This window comes from Variovorax sp. OV700, assembly GCF_900099805.1.
Taxonomy (GTDB): domain Bacteria; phylum Pseudomonadota; class Gammaproteobacteria; order Burkholderiales; family Burkholderiaceae_C; genus Variovorax.
This window is the reverse complement of the sequence record NZ_FNDR01000007.1, coordinates 268,298-284,149: the sequence shown is the minus strand read 5'-3', so window position 1 is coordinate 284,149 and position 15,852 is coordinate 268,298. Positions and strand designations below refer to the sequence as shown.

Annotated in this window: 3 protein-coding genes; 1 reads left to right on the top strand and 2 read right to left on the bottom strand. The window is 68.4% G+C overall.

All coding sequences use genetic code 11. The annotated features are described in order from the left end of the window. Positions 1-125 precede the first annotated feature (125 nt). Positions 126-1,001, top strand: coding sequence for a helix-turn-helix domain-containing protein (locus BLR24_RS18435; protein ID WP_093019465.1), 876 nt, complete (start codon positions 126-128; stop codon positions 999-1,001). 20 nt (positions 1,002-1,021) lie between these two features. Here the strand turns inward: BLR24_RS18435 and BLR24_RS18430 are convergent, their stop codons facing one another. Further along, positions 1,022-2,014, bottom strand: coding sequence for a helix-turn-helix transcriptional regulator (locus BLR24_RS18430; protein WP_175543297.1), 993 nt, complete (start codon positions 2,012-2,014; stop codon positions 1,022-1,024). A 166-nt stretch (positions 2,015-2,180) separates the two neighbouring features. Next, positions 2,181-15,845: a glutamate cyclase domain-containing protein gene (locus tag BLR24_RS18425; protein WP_093019461.1), complete on the bottom strand. Its 13,665-nt coding sequence runs from the start codon at positions 15,843-15,845 to the stop codon at positions 2,181-2,183. Positions 15,846-15,852: the final 7 nt, after the last annotated feature.

Genomic DNA, 15,852 nt, shown 5'->3' with positions numbered 1-15,852 from the left:
TGGCACTCCTCACCGAACCACAACTGAATACCTTCGCATGAACATCCGCGAAAGCAAGGCATGCACTGGCATGTCGATTGCTTTTTCTCAACACAACCACGACGTCCGAGGAGCCCTGCTTTTCGATGGAACTCCTGGCTTCCCACTATTGGCGAGACGCTGACCTCACGGGTCTTCAGTTGACTGCCAACACGCTGCTGCATCGCGAGATCCGGCCACACAGGCACGTCGGGTACACGCTCTCGGTGTCGGACACCGAACTCCACGTGCGCACCGGCACCCGCGTGACGATCGTGCCCCCGGGCACGCTGCTGCGCGTTGCGCCGCAGGTCTGGCATGCCGTGCAGGCGCGCGGCGCGCCGTGGCGCGAGGACGCGATGTACTGCAGCGGCGCCGTTGCGCGCTGCATCAGTGCAGCGCACGAGAGCACCCCGCTGGCCCGCGTGGAAGACGATGCCGGCGTCTCGGTTTTTCTCGATCCCTCCGAAGCTTCCGGATTCATGGAATGCCATCGCCTGCTGCGCGAGCCCACGAGCACCGGCAACGACGAAGACAGCGCAGCGGGCCGCGCCCTGCTGCGCCAACGCCTGGCCCGCTGGATTCCCTTGCGGGCACAGCCCACGCGCGTTGTCGACAGCGGCGACGAACGCATGAACAGGCTGTATGAACTGATCGCGTCCGGCTTTCATCAGCGCATGACGCTCGACAGCCTGGCCGACGCGGCGGGCCTGCACCCGGTGCACGTGCAGCGGCGCTTCAAGGGTGCCATGGGATTCACGCCGCACGAGATGCTGGTGGGCCACCGTATCGAGTACGCGCGCGACCTCATCGCCGGCGGCGCCCGCGTCACCTATGCGGCGCATGCCGCCGGTTTCACCGATCAAAGCCATTTGCACAAGACCTTTCTGGGCACCTATGCGGTGTTGCCCGGGGACTACCGCAGGCTTTCGGCGCTCGATGCGCTGCAGCCGGCATCGGCCCGCAACGGCATCGCTGGCTAGGAGCGCTAGGCCGAGAACCGCTAGGGCTGCCAGTCCGCCGCCGCGCTCACCAGCTGCACCCTGTTGCGCACGCCGAAGCGGCGCCGGAGCTGGCGCATGTGATAGTCCACCGCATGGCTCGACAAGCCCAGCGCGTAGGCAATTTCCTTGTCGCCGAGTCCCCGCAGCAAGGCTTCGAGAATCGATTGCTGCGTCGGCGAGATAGGCGATTTCGCATGCAGCGGCTCGTCCTGCTCTCGCGCCGCAACGGGCTTGCGTACGTGGCGCGACACATGTTCGTGCAGGCTCAATCCGAGCATGAGCGCGCGGCCCACGACAGCACCGAGAATCCAGCGGCGCCCGGGTGTGCCCGACATCAGGTCGATGAAGGTGTATTCATGCATTTGCCCCGGCGTGGCCAGGCGGAAAGAGATACCGCTGCGGATGCCGCTGGCTTCCAGCTCGTCCAGCAGCATGCGTTGCCGCGCAGCGATGTCCCGGGCTTCGGCCTCGGGCCGCAAGGGTTGCCTGCATTGCGATTGGGCGAGCGACTCCAGATCCCACACCAACGGAAGGCCGGACACCGGCGCATCGTGAGGGCGCGTATCGACCTCGTGATAGCGCTGCGAGAAGTAGCGCCGTCCCCAGGTCTCGTGGGCATAGCTCGTGAGAAAACTCAGCGGCCGCAGGACTCCGCGCTGGTCTTCGATCGTTCCGTAGCCGAGCCATTCGAATCCGATCGATCGCAGCCGTCCCTTCATGAGCGCCTGGCGCGCCGCGTGATCGGGCGCGTCACTCAGCTCGGCGACCAGGCCGGTGGCATGGCGCTGGCGATGACCCGCGGGAGGCATCGACGGCTTGTCGTCCGCATGGAAAAGCGGGAGTGCGACTGTCCCATCGCCGTGGCGCGGGAGGGACAAGGCCGCGCCCCTGGACGCCATGGCCGATGGCGCGTCACCGCGGCGCTGCGCGAACAACGAAGGACGGATGATCGCCGCTGGGGCGGGGCCGATCAGGGTCGCGAATGCGTTCATTGCGCCCAGTCTAGAAGTGCCCGCAGAGCGGCACCAATGGCAATTGCGGCATGCGCCATAACGCAAATGCATGGCCGTGCCGCCGAAAGAAGCCCGGCACGGCCATGCAGCACCGGGGCGGCGCCGGCGCTACATCTTTCGGCTCACATGCCGGACTCCGGACGAATCACACGCGCAGGTTCCAGGCCTCTCGCGCGTAGTTTTCCAGGCCCTCGATGCTCTGCGGCAGCACCGTCGATTTCGAAGTCACGGTGCCCCCGCGCGTAGGCATCTCCCGGACCACGATCTGCCCGGCCTGTGCCGAGTTCGGATCGTCCGCCGGAAAGCTGCCGTCGTTGTCGTTCATCTTGCGATCGGTGAGCCCGTGCATGACGCGGGTCCACTCGGAGGCGGGAATGCCCTGCGGGCCGTCCTTCGCCAGCCGGTCGCGCAGCAGCTGCATGCCCTCGTCCACCGTCTTGCCCTCCGACTTCATCAGGGCGTTCCAGGCCACCATCGGAGATACGCCTTCGTGCGTGCAGTCGAGCATGGCACGGGTCTGCGCGTCGGAGAAGCCCCGGTCCTTGAGCACGTTGCGCAGCGCCGGGTCGCGCTGCATCTCGCGAGCGTCGACCTGGTCGTAGTGATGGGCGACGTTGTAGAACTGCTTGATGCCGGTAAACACAGCCACCGCCAGCCCGCCGATGGTCGCAACCTCGGCCGGAATGGCCAGCAGCGCGCCCAGCTCGACCGCACCCGCGCGCGCCAGTGCCTTGCCCGTGACGTTCACCAGCCCGACACCACCGTCCACCAGGCCGCCAACGCCCATGCCCACGTTGGTGTACGTTACCCAGGCCGGCACCGTGTCCTTCTGGCCGAAGGCCAGCGACAGATCGGCCGCACCCACGCCGGCCGTGCCTAGGCCGAAGACGTACTTCCAGGCCATCTTGCCCTCGATGTCCGCTGCCGCGCCGTCGATCACGCGATTGCCCGCGAGCGAGCGCTCGGCCATCAGCGTGGTGTAGGGCTTGGCCATGAAGAAGGCCTGCGTCGGCGCATAGATGCGGTGGTACCACTGCGTGTAGTCCTGAACCCCGTCGGCCATCGGGCGGAGGTTCGTTATCTCGGTGCTGACGTTGTGCGTGACGAAGCCCGCGTTGGCCACCCAGCGCAGCGCCTGCCCGAAAGCGGTGTTTGCGTTGGTGACGTTGTTGACGGTCTTTGCACCCACACCCAGCAGCTTCTGCAGTTCGCCGTCGAGCTCGCCGCCCAAGCGCGCATACGCGTTGATGCGCGCCGGATCGGACAAGCCCGAGTCCACCTTCGTGACCGCGTCCATGTACTTGTCCACCAGCGCGGTGCCCTGGCGCACCTCGTCCGCGTTCAGGCCCAGCACGTTGGCCATGCGCTCCGTCTTCAGCTTGAAGGCGTTCCAGCGCGTGGCATAGCTCGTGGGGTCGTTCACCATGCCGTTGAACTGCGCGTCGGCCAGCATCGACCACACCATGCGGGTGGTCCCCGAGACGTGGCGCGTCACGAACATCACCGGGTTGATGAGGTACTCGGTCATGGTGCGCGGATCGGGCACGCCCTGCGTGGAGCGGCTGAGCAGCTCCTGGCGAACCTGCGGGCTCTGGCTGATGGCCAGCTTCACGTCGTCGCTGTCGTACACCTTGACCACCGTGCCCTCCAGGCCCCGCTCGGCCTCGCTGCCCTTGGCGCCGACGCGCAGGCCGTTCAGGCTCTCCTGGGTCTGGTGCAGCGTGCGGCCCCAGTCGCCGATCACGCGGGTGGCATCGTCGACCTTGCCCGCCACCTCCGGATTCACGCGCCGGTACTGTGCGATGGCGTTGGCAACACCCTGGGGCGTGCCGTCGGAAAAATTTGCCACGTAGAAGGCCATCGAAGCACCCGTGGCGTTGTAGCCGGCGGTGCCTCGCAGGTTGCCGATGGCCTCGCCCAGGTGCTTGTTCTGCGCCTGCAAGCCATTGTCGATGCCCGCGAGCACGCTGTCACGCATGTCGCCGCGGCCCTGCTTTTCCAGCGCATTCGCCAGCTCGACCGGCAGCTTCGCGCCGCCCTGCTCCACCGCGCGCTCCACGCCGCGCTGCAACGTGACGACGAACTCCGGCCGGTCGGCAAAACGCCCCTTCATCAGCTCGGCGGCAAAGCGTTCGGAGAAGGCCGAGGTAGGCGTGCGCGCGTCGGCCGCCTCGGCCATGATCGACAGGCCTTCGACGAGATGGTCGAACTGCGACATGCTGGACAGGTCGTCACTCGGGCGCGGCAGGTTCTTCTGCAGCAGTTCGAGCATGCCCTGCGCCATCGGCTGTGCGATTTCGGGTGGCGCGTCGCGGTACTGCGCCAGGTAGTCGCCGACGTCCTGCATCTGCATGCCGGCCAGCAGGTCGAGCGCCCGCGCGTGCTCCTGTTTGAACAGCGGCAGCAGCGCAGCGGCCGCCTTGTCGCGCTCGGCCGGCGTGGCGCTCACGTCGAGCCGCAGGCGCGCCTCCTTGGCGGCGCCGGCCACGTCGCCGTCGGCCAGGCGCTCCTTCACCACAGCCTCGGAATGCAGGCGCCCCAGCATGGCGGCGTTGTTTTTCACCGCGGTGTTGAATGCCGCACCGTCGGGACCGATCGCGATCAGCGAGGCCGCGGCAAAGGCGGCCGGATCGGTGCGCGCGAGCTCGCGGCTCTTGTCGTTGATGAACACCGGGTGATCGGCCACGAGCTTGGCGTAGTCCATCTGAGCCTCGACGTCGGCGGTGGTGCCCTTGAGCAGGCCCGAGTCGCGCAGCGCATCGCGCACCGCGTTGTCGCTGTGCCCATCGAGCCGGCCCATGGAAAGCAGCTGCGCGCGCTGTCGGTTGGCCGCAGCCACCGGGTTCGCGCCCTGTTGCACGTCGGTGCGGATGGTCTTCAGCATCTCGGCCGAGAACGCACCCCAGCGGCTGTCGGCCGTGTCCTGCAGCGCCTTCACCGAGGCCGGATCGGTTCCGGGCTGCCGGGCCAGCAGATCGGCTTGGCCTTGCTGGTGCCAGGCCATGCCGAGCGTGACTTCGGCCGGCACCGAGAAGGCCTCCGGCGTGGCGCGGAAGGAAGGCGTGTCGTGTCCATGCTGCGTGGACGAGGCGATCGGATTGCGCGGCAGCCCGACGACTCCGCTCGGTACGTCGTGGCCGGTATCGATCGGGCTCACCAGGTTCAGCCCGCTGATACCCACCGCGGCCACCAGTCCCAGCGTGATCTGCCGCTTGATGACCTTGCCGGTGCTCCAGCCGGTGGCCGGCCCATGCGTCTTCTCGACCACGCCGAGCTTGAACTCGTCGTTGCCGCGCGCCACGTTGCGCAGCCCGTTGGCCGCATTGGTGCGCGTGGGCGACTGGTTCGAAACGATGAACCAGTCGTCGACGGGTTGCGGCGTGGCCTCGCGCGGCGGGCGCACCTTGCGCGAGCGGATCAGCAGGTTCGGATCCGCGCGCTGCTCGGCCGTGGGCTTCTCGGTCTGGAAGGTGATATCGGCCGTCTCGCGGTTCTTGATGCGGTAGACCGTCTCCTTGTCGCCCTTGGGCTCCAGGCCGAATTTGGCGCCCATCTCGCGCCGGGGCATCAGGCCGCCCACACCCCGGCCCGGCGTGCTGTTGCCGTACCAGCGCACCGTGCTCGTGCCTTGCGCGACGCGGCCCGTGCCGTTGATCTGCTGCGCCGTGAGGTCGGTCGTCGCTACCGGTTCGGCGTACAGGTCGGGCTGGCCCTTCACGCGGTAGACGTAGATGTTCTCGTTGCCGAAGCCGCCGCTGGTGAGCCGGGCGTGCACGGCGGGCCATTCGTCGCCGCGGAAGGCGGCGCTCTGCGGCTCCGCAGGTCGCGGACCGCCCGGCTTCGGTGTGCCGCCCTTGGGTGGCGCCACCCCGCCGGCGTCCGGGCCGCCGTCGGCCTTGACTTCGAGCGCCGCCTGGCGATACAGCTCAGCCACGCCCACATGCACTGTCGGATCGTAGCCGGCGGCATGATCGATGCCGGTGCGCGACTGGCTGTCCACGCCGCCTTCGCGCGTGATGGCGCGCATCACGCGCCGCACCTCGTCGGCCGAAGGCAGCAGGTCGGCGCGGTTGTGATGCACCTCGAGCGCGGCCAGGGTCGCATCCGCGCCCCAGCTGCCGACACCGGCTGTCACGAGCTGGTCCACCGTGACTTCGGAAGCGATGCGCTGGCCGTCCGGTGCGCGGCGCACGCGCTTGTCGACGTTGCCGCCACCGACCTCGTTGCCCACATCGAGGATCGCGAGCTGCCTGATCTTCGCAGCGCCGTCGGCGCGGCCCTCGTTGATCGTGCGCGCCGCATAGAAGAATTCATCGAGCGCAGCCACGTGGTCGGTGACGCGCTCGCCGGTGGAACTCCAGTACTGGCCCTTCGCATCGCGCCCGGGCGCCTCCACGCTGATGATCGCGTTGGGGTCGAGACCCTGCAGCATCCGCAGGGCTTCGCCCTCGGCGTGCGGGCCGATCTTCAGGCCGAAGGCCCGCACGTCGATGTCGTCGCGCCCCAACACCGCGAGCGCCGCCTTCAGCGGCTTGACGTTGGCGGGAATGGTGATGCACGTCGTGTCCTTGCCGAGCTTGGCCAGCCCGGCGGCCAGCACCGCCGCACCCTTGGTGCTGTCCGACTCGGGCGCCACGCGGCCGGCGGCAGTGCGGATCGGAAAGCCCGCCACCACCGCGACCTTCCCAGCGTCGCCGAGCATCTTCGCCGCGGCATACGCGCCGCCTGGTACGTGAATCGGGAAGCCACGGCCCGAGGGGTCGAAGGCCTGCAGCGCGTCGATGGGATCGCCGGCCTCGTCCTGGTCGAGCAGGCGCTGGGCCTCCTCGACGTCCACGTCCGTGCCCAGCTTCTTCAGCGGCACCAGCGCAACGTCGTCGCGCTGCAGCGCGATGCGCAGCGTCTGCAGCACTTCGCTCTGCTGCACCGTGGCCTTGCCTGGATCGGTGCCGGTGCGGATGGCCTCGGCCTTGTCGGCCACCGCCGTGGTGATGCCAATGGCCCGGCTCGGGCCCGTGCCGGTGCCCGGCGGCAGATGCTCGGCCACTTCGATGGCCCGCATGGCCTGGTGGGCCATCGGGTTGATCATTTTCACATCCGAACGGCCGCGGTCCTGCAGCGACTTGGTGAAGAACGGCTCGAGCTCGGGATAGTGCGTGCAGCACCACGAGACGGTCGTGACGTCGGGCTTCGCGGCCAGGATCTTGTCGGCATAGTGGTCCGCCGCGCCCTGCATGCGCGCCCGCATGTCGGCGTTCATCGGATCGGCCATGTACTGGTTCACGATCGATGCCACGTCGAAGCCGTCGTCGGTGCCGCCGACCGGCAGAACGTCCTTGTCGCGGTAGACGCCAATCAGGTCCGTGCCGGGCAGCGGCAGCGTCGCGCTCGCCTCGGTGGAGAACGCGACCACGCGTTCCCCCTGGTCCACGAGGCCCTTGTGGAAGGAGCGCGTGCTGTCGATCAGGTCGATGACCGGTGCGTTGATACCGCGTGCGTACTCGCCCTTGCCCGAGGTGCACGCGGTGTTGCAGGCCATCACGATCAGGTCCACGCCGAGCTTGTCGAGCGTCTCGAGGCCGGCGCGCGTGTGGTCGGCGATCTCGGTCTTGGTCTTGGGGCCGTAGGTGCCCGCCCCGTGGTCGCCCACCATCACCAGGTCGACGCGCGCGCCCGTGGTCTCTTCGACAACTCGCTTGATCTCGGCCGCGGCAATGATGCCGCCCGAGCCCGAATCGAACACGCCGAGCCGCAGACGCACGCCGCGCAGGTCGATGGCCGGCGCCATATGGATCTTCTCGGCGCGGATCCGAAGCATCGCGGCCACCGCGGCCTCGACGTCGGGCGACATGCCGCCCACGCCCGAGGTCCGCCCGCGCGAATCGACCTCGAACGGCACGCGGCTTCGGGTCTCGCTGTCCACGCCGCCGGCCTTCATCATGCCCATGACCATGCCGCGGATGGTGCGCTCGTCGGGCACCGCGCTCAGGGCGCCGGCGCGCCTCAGCACCTCGGTGCCGAAGGCATAGCCGACCCAGTTGGTGCGCCCACCCGTCATCGCCACGTCGGCCGTGACGATCGAGGCGATGAGGGTGCCGTTTGGCGCGGGCTGCACGCGCGTGTGCACGTCGGGATGGCCGCCCCCCACCTCGTTGCCGAGGTCGAAACCGGCCACGGTGGTGATGCGGTCGTTGCGCGTGGCATCGATGAAGAGCTGGTCGCGCGCGGCGGTGTGGTAGCCGATTGCGTGGCCATGGCTGTTGTGGTATTCGCCCTTCTCGGTGCGCCCGGGCACGTCGAAGCCCATCAGCAGGTCGGGCTGGTGGCGCCTGAGCAGGATGGCGGAGCGCCACTCGGCGCGCTTGCCGCGCGCATTGAAGCTCACGATCTCGTAGTGCTCGCCCTTGCGCTCGCCGAGCGCCTCGAGCGCGGCCTGCAGTACCTTGCGCTGCCGGCGGCCCGCGGCCACGTAGGTGACCTGGGCATCCACGCCGTGCATCTGGCCCGCGTACAGGCGGGCCGCCTTGCCGGCCACTGCCGCGCCGCCGGGGCCGCTGGTCTCGGCGCGGCCGTTCTCGATCGTGTAGCCGGCGGCGATCATCACGCGCGGCGCGCGGCCTTCGGCCACGGCACGGTCGATGGCCGCCGTGGCCGCATCGGTGCCCTCCTCGATGCCGCCCTGGCGGAAGATGCCTTCGGCCGGACGGCCGACCGGCATCGTGAGCGCGGCGTTGTAGACGTGCGCGCGTCCGGCCGGGGCTGTGGCCGAGAGGTCCCAGCGGTCGAACTGCGGGTTCGCGATACCGACGGGGAAGACACTCTTGTCCTTGTTGACGTAAAACGCTCCGAGGATGTTGTGCGAGCGCGCCTTGCCGACGCGGATCATCTCGCCGATGCCGCCCTCGGGCGCGACACGGTAGATCCATGCGCCGTCGTTGCGCTTGGACACCGCCTCCTGCGCCTTCTCGATCGTTTCGAAGACGTCCTTGCGCTTGGCGCGCACGTCGTCGCCACCGAAGATGCCCTTGCTGGGGGGCCGGACCGACACCACGAAGCACTCCTGCGACTCGGGCGTCGGGTTCTTCAGGAGCCCCTGCGTCACGGCTTTGTCGGCATCGGACAGGATCATGCCGGGCGGCAGCTCGCCGGCCTGGCCGGCCTCGCGCTGCTGCGCGATGGTCTCCTCGAGATGCAGCGCGGCGGCCATCCAATCGCCATCGGTGCCGAAGGCCGAAGGCTTGAGCGGCAGGCCGTCGTCGCCGGCGCTGGCTGCGCGCTGCACCGGGCGGCTGTTCAGCGTCACCGGCCCCTCGGGCGCCGGGCCTTCGCCGGCCGCCGCCGGCATCGGCCGGTTGTGCCGCACGGCGTCGTAGAGCTGCTCTGCCCAGTCCTGGTGCGAGCGCGTGGAAAGGTCTTCGCCGCGATGGGCGTAGAAGGCATCGAGCTTCTCGCCGAGCACCGAGATGAGCTGCTCGCGCGCCGCGCTCGAAAAGCGCGCCCGCTCCATCAGAGCGCCGATCTCGGGATTCATCCGCAGCATCGCGTCGAGAGTGACGGCGGTATAGGCGCCGTGGTCGAGGCTCTTTCCATCCTCGAGTCTGTAGCGGCCCAGCTGGCCATCGAAGCTCTCGTCGCCGGACTTCGGGCCGAAAAGCGCTTCGTCGAACTGCTGGGCCTTGTGCTCGGCATAGGCCTCTTCGAGCGCCAGCCCGGTCGTGCGCTTCTGCGCAGGATCGAAGCGCAGGAAGCCCGACATCGGCTCGATGACGTAGGTGGGCCGCAGCGTGTTCGTGTCCTGGTGGTCCCTGAGCACGAACACGTTGCGCTGGTCCTCGTTGCCATGCGCAAGTTCGTGCGCGGCGGTGCGCAGGGTAGGCGCGGTGCCGTGCCGGCTTTCGATGGCGGGATCGCGCAGAACCAGTGCCACGCCATCGCGGCGATGGTAGATGCCCTGCCCCTCGGGCAGCTGTCCGGGGCCGACCACGCGCAGGTCGACCGGTTTCATGCCGGACTGCTCGCGCCACGCCTGCAGGCTGTCGAGGTCGAGGCCTTGCTCGTGGCTTGGCAGCGCGAGCAGCCGCGCACGCGCCTGTTGCGCACGTTCGAGCGCCTGGGCGACGCGCGGGTCGTTGGCCGGGATTTGCGTGACGCGCTTCGACTTGTCGACGTAGTAGACGGTGGCGTCGTCGGGCACGTGCAGAAAGCTGTCCCGCGCCGCGCTGCCCGGCAGGATCAGGCCCGAAGACCGCGTCGCGGCCTGCACGACCGGATAGCTCACCCGCAGCGCCACCGTGGCGGCGATGTCGCTGCGCGGATTCTGCGTAACGTCGCGCAGCGTCGCGGGGCCGTCGCCGGTCTTGTCGAGATGGACCGTGGCCAGCACTGCCTCTGGCGGTACCCGGCCGTCCGCGCCGAGCTTGGGCTCGTAGACGAGCGCGATGTTGTCGTGCCCGCGGTCGCCGTTGCCGGCCTGCGCGGCGTTCATCGCCTCCTTGAGCGTGGCGTAGCGCGCGGGCGGCAGCGCGGCCAGCGCCTCGGGGCTGTCCGCGCCGGCGTACGCGGCCCTGCGCTGCGCAGGCGTCTCGCCGTCCACCGCGCGCGGCAGGCCGCTGTCGGCGGCATTGAGCGCCATGCCGGTGTTCTCGTCGTAGGGCGTGGCGTGCAGGTAGAACGCGGTGTTGCGCAGCGTGCCACCCGATTGCAGGATGGCTTTGAGCGTGCCGTTCCAGCTCACAGTGTGCAGGCTGCTGCCGGACGGAGGCAGCGCGTAGTCGGAACCGTCGTTGTTGTTCGGGCCGTCGGGGCCGTTGCTGCCGTCCGGGGCATCGGCCGTGTTGGACGTGTCCTGCCCCTCGGGTTCGGTCGGCACCGTGCGCGAGAGCAGCGGTACCACGCCGTCGGTCTGGATCTCGCCGCCTTCCTTGATGGCATGCACGATGAAGCCGGGCTCGCCCGCTTCGGCATCGGATTTACGCTCGATGCGGATCTGCTCGAAGCCCGCGCTGCGCAGCCGCTCGTGGATCGCCGCCGCTTGGTCGGAATCGATGTCCAGGGCTTCGCCGTTGCGCGGCGCCGGACCGTCCGGACGATCGGCGGCGACGTGCAGCTCGACGCGCCCGCCGGGCGCCATCGCGTCCGACACCTGCGCGGGCAGGAGGCTGTCTTCATTCGCCAGGTGCGGCAGCGTGAGCTCGGTCACCACCAACTCGTCGTGCAGCGTCCGGGCGGGGGCTGCATTCTGCGCGGCCTCTGCCTGGGCGCGCGCGCGCGCCGCCATGGCCGGGTGCAGCGCCACGTTGTTGAGCGTGCCCGGGATCACCTGCAGCGAGGCCGCGATGAACTCGCCGCGGTTCATGTGCCGGCCCTCGTTGGCCAGCGAGATCAGGTCGCCGGTGCCGAGGCCCGCCGCGCCGTCGTTCAAGAACTGCGCGCCAAGTCCGAAGTAGGTCAGCTGCTGCTTGACTGGCATGCCGCTGGCCTGCGCCTGTGCCTGCGCGGCGGGCGTTACCGCCTTCCACAGCGGGATCGCGCCCGACACGCCGCCCGTGAGCGGCGCCGTGACCAGGCCCGCCGCCGAACTGACGAAGGTGGCGCCGATGCGCTTGTCGCCCTCTTCCGTACCCAGCTTGCCGTCGAGCCCGACGCGGCCGATTTCCACCGCCACGCGGCCGGTGCCGTCGATGGCCTGCGAGGTGACACCCGCGCGCGCACCGACCACCGCCCGCCCCGCGAGGTTCAGCGTGCCCTTGCTGCCGACCATCGTTCCGTTGGCCAGCAGCTTGGCGCTGACGGAGGCGCTGGTCTTGATGCCCGCGCCCACGCCCGTGGCGGTGACCGCGTTGGTAGCGGCATCGACGACCTCGTCCTTGAGCGTGAACTTGACGTCGTCCCAACTTGCGTTGCCTGTCAGGGCCTTGGCTTCGAGCGTCCACAACGACGAGTGGCCGTCGGCGTAGATGTCGCGCCCTTGCGCGGCGGCGACGACGTCGCCCGTGGTGTCCCACAGCGCGCTGACAGCCATCGCCGCGCCAAATCCCACGGCCACGTTGCCGCCCGAGGCGATGGTGGCGGCAATACCGGCAGCCGCCGTGACGGTCATGCGCACCGCGTCGTCGACCACGCTCCAGGTGCCGTCGCTATCGCGCACCCGGTCGGCCATCTTGTCGGACTCGACGTCGTAAGCGTCCATGAACTCGTTCTCGCGTCGCGCGTACTCCGAGGCCGAGATCCGTCCCGCGCGGAGGTCGTCGCGCAGGTCGCGCAGGTCGTCGCGCTGCTCCTCTGTGTAGTTCTTCGCGTCTTCGGCCGAGTCGCCGGCCATGCTGCCCCAGACGTCACGCACCCAGGTGTGCCCTTCGATGCCCTTCTCGATGCCCTCGAGGTCCTTCTCGAGGCGCCCGTCGTCCTTGTCCCCGATCTTCAGCCACTGGTCTGTGAGTGAATAGCGCAGGTTGATCGCCGCCTGAAGCTCCTTGCCCTGGTCGGACGCGGACAGGAGCTTGTGGATCTGCCCGCTGCGATATTCGGTCGCGCGCAGGCTGCGCTGGTCCTGGTCAGTGCCCAGCGCGTCCAGATCTTTCTGGATCTCGGGATTGCGCTTGCCCCACTGGGCGATGTAATCGTCCACCGAGCGCGTCTTTTCGCGCAAGGGCCGCTCCGAAATGTCCTTGATCTGGCCGTTGAGCCTGGTGGTGGCTTCCTGGTTGTCCTCGGTGTATTTGTCCTCGGCTTTCTTGAGTGCCTCGGGATCGGCGCGGTCGGGCGCGGACACCGTCTTCAGGTACTCGGAATGCTTCTTGTGCTCGCCGATCTCGAGGTTGCCGATCTCGCCGTCGGCCAGGTTCTTGGCCAGCTTGTCGAGCGCCTCCTGGTCCTTGAATTTCTCTGGCATGACCGTCGGATTGGCGTCGGTCCACGCGTCTTTCTTCTGCTGCAGCCGGTCGAGCTCGCCCTTGGTCAGATGGGTATTGGCCCCACCGCTCGCAATGGAGGCCTGGTCGTAGTGAATGGCGGAATCCAGCGCCGCGTCGCTGGCCTGGTTGCGGTTGAGCCAGGCATCGCGCGCGGGCCGTCCCGCATCGGTGAGGTATTTGTCGCCATGCTCGTCCATCATCTCCTGCTGCTGGACGAAGGCCTTCCACGCCGCCTTGTTTTCTTCCTCGTCGTTGCGGTATGCCGGCCCGACAGGGCTTGCACCCTGAGCCTCGCGCTTCTGGATCTCCTTTTCGTCCAGGCCGTTCCACAGCCAGGTGCGCTTCCATTTCTGGAACTCCGTCTCCAGGTCGGCATCGGCCTGGGTCTTGGCGTCCTGCTTCTTCACCTGGTCGGCGCCGGCCTTGGCCAGGTCCACGTCCTTGTCGGCCACGTCGACGAGCCGGTCGACATGGTCCAGCAGCTCGAGCCGGTCATCCAGTGCCTTGATGGCTTCTGCCTGGTCCTTGCTGCCGGGCCGCGCATAGGCAACGTTCTGGTAGGCCACGCGGGCCTGCTCGTCGATCGTCACCTGCTGCTGCTTGGTGAGCGCAGCGGTGGCCCTGGTGTTGGCGATCGTGGCCTCGCCGCGCGCATCGGTCTGCTGCGACACCAACTGCTTCCGCTGCTCGACCAGGTCGGTTACCGGTTCGCCCATGCGCTTGTAGAGGTGGATGGTCTTGTCCAGGTCCCCGATCTGCTGGCCGTAGCTGTCGGCGTACTTGGCCTTGTCCTCGGCCTGATGCTGCAGGTAGCCGAGGCCGCCGCTGACCTCTACGCGCTCGGACTTCCCGGTCTTCGGGTCCTTCTGCGTGACCGTGTACTTGGTCTTGTCGTCGATGTCCTCGCGGCTGCCGCCGCCGTGGTTCCAGTCGTTCCTCTCGACCACCAGGCGGTTGGTGGCGGGATCGTAGATCGTGCGGGTCTCGATGTGGCCGTTGTCGGCGCTGGGCTTGCTCACGTCGACCGTGCCTTCGGGCAGCGCCGCGAGCACTTCGTCTTCCGTCATGCCCATTGCCTTGGCGGTTTCGGCCACGGACTTCTTGTCGTCGAAGATCGACTTGCGCACCCCCTCGCCCGGGCCGTCCTTGGCGTCGGGTTCGCCCATCAGCACCGTGCGGCGGCCACTCGCGCTCGTGGCCACCACCTGCAGCGTGCCGTCGCTCGCAGTGGTCTTCTCGAGCGTCGATCCGTCCTTGTTGAAGGTCTTGACGGTGGTGGGCACGCCGGCCACGACCAACTCCTGGCCCGGCTTGAGCGCCTTGCCGTAGTCCACGTCGGGGTTCAGCGCCAGCAGCTGCTCGGGCTTCAGGTCCGCGGCCTTGGCCACCTCTAGATAGCCCTCGTAGTCGCCCACGGGGCGGGTGACCTCTGCGCCGGTCAGCGAGGTGGTGGTGTCGGTGCGCAGGCCGTGCTCGTCCACCACGCTCACCGTGCGCGTGCCCGCGCTGCCGTCGATGGTGGTGGTGACCGTGTCGCCGGTCTTGGCGTCCTTCGTCGTCTGGCTGTAACGCCCGTTGCCCTCCTCCTTCGCGTCGACGGTCTTCTGGCCGCATGGCGCCTTCGGGTCCGCGAGACTGCCCTTGACCGAAAGGGTGTCGTGCTTCGCGTCGCGGCTGTAGGTCAGCGAGGCGTCGCCACGCTGGATGGTGGTGGCCTGCACGCCGTCCTTCGGCGCGGCCGTGGTGATCTTGACGCCCGCCGCGTTGGCTTCGGACATCACCTGGTCGACGCGCATCTTGCGATCGCTTGCGATCTGCTCCACGCTCTTTCCGTCCGCGATGTCCGTCAGCGTCTTCTTCACCTGCGGCGTGACGACCGGCTCGGGCGCCTTGAGGAAGGTGTTGAATGGCGACATCGCGTTCGTGCCGGTGCCGGACGAGAAGGTGGACGACGGTACGAGCAGGCTGCTGCTGGTGGTGCCCGTGCTGCCGGAGGTCAGCGTCGGGGTGAACAGCAGGCCGTTGTTGGCGGCCGGGTTGGCCGTGGCCTTCGGCGAGACCTGCAGCAGCTGCGTGAGCGGCGTTTGCAGCGGATCGTCGGTGGCCGGCGCCACCGGCCCCTCGGTGCCGGCCGGCGCAGGCGGATCGCCCCAGAACTCGGTGTTCGCCTCTTCGCCGATCTCGCTGCCGAACTTCTTCGTCGCAGCATCCGCCTCGCCGCGCAGCGTCTTGGCCTTTTCCTCGGCCTTGTCGAGCGCCGTGCGCTCCTTGTCGGTGATGGTGGCGGACGGACGACCCGGCGTGGGCGTCAGCTCGACAACCTTGGCCTCCGCGTCCTGCGCCTTGCTCTCCTTCTCCTGCGAGTCGAGATAGAGCTTTGAAAAGTCGCTGGTTTTCTGCGCATCGTTGCGCTCGGTCTTCGCGTCCTGCACTTTCTTGTCGGTGGCCGCGGAGGCCTTGGCATCCGAGCTCTTCGTTTCCTCCCGCTTCTGCTTGACCTCGGCCTTGAGCAGCGCAGCGTTCTTGTCCTTCAGGTTGGCGTCGGCACTTGCATCCTTGGCGCGCGCATCTTCCAGCTTGGCGTCCTGCTGCGCCTTCTTGGCTTTGTTGGCCTCGGCCAGGTCCTTGGTCTTCTGCGCCTTTTCCGCCATGGCTTCGGCGTGCTCCCTGGCTTGCTGGGCCTTTTTCTGCGCCTCGATGGCGCGCTTGCGGGCCTCCTCCGCCTGGCGCTGCGCTTCGCGGAGTTTTTCGAGCAACGCCTCCAGCTGGCGCTGCAACTCCCGCGCGCGCGCCGCGGCGTCCGACTCGGCCGAACTCGCAGGCTGCTGCGCCGTGTTCACGGGGTTGGGTACGTTCACCGGCACGCGTACGCTGCCTCCACCATCGGCAATCAACATGGCTAGT

What these genes read in the sequence shown, in the direction of transcription:
- BLR24_RS18435 (WP_093019465.1), top strand. Translation starts at nt 126, where the DNA reads ATGGAACTCCTGGCTTCCCACTATTGGCGAGACGCTGACCTCACGGGT.
- BLR24_RS18430 (WP_175543297.1), bottom strand. Translation starts at nt 2,014, where the DNA reads ATGAACGCATTCGCGACCCTGATCGGCCCCGCCCCAGCGGCGATCATC.
- BLR24_RS18425 (WP_093019461.1), bottom strand. Translation starts at nt 15,845, where the DNA reads ATGTTGATTGCCGATGGTGGAGGCAGCGTACGCGTGCCGGTGAACGTA.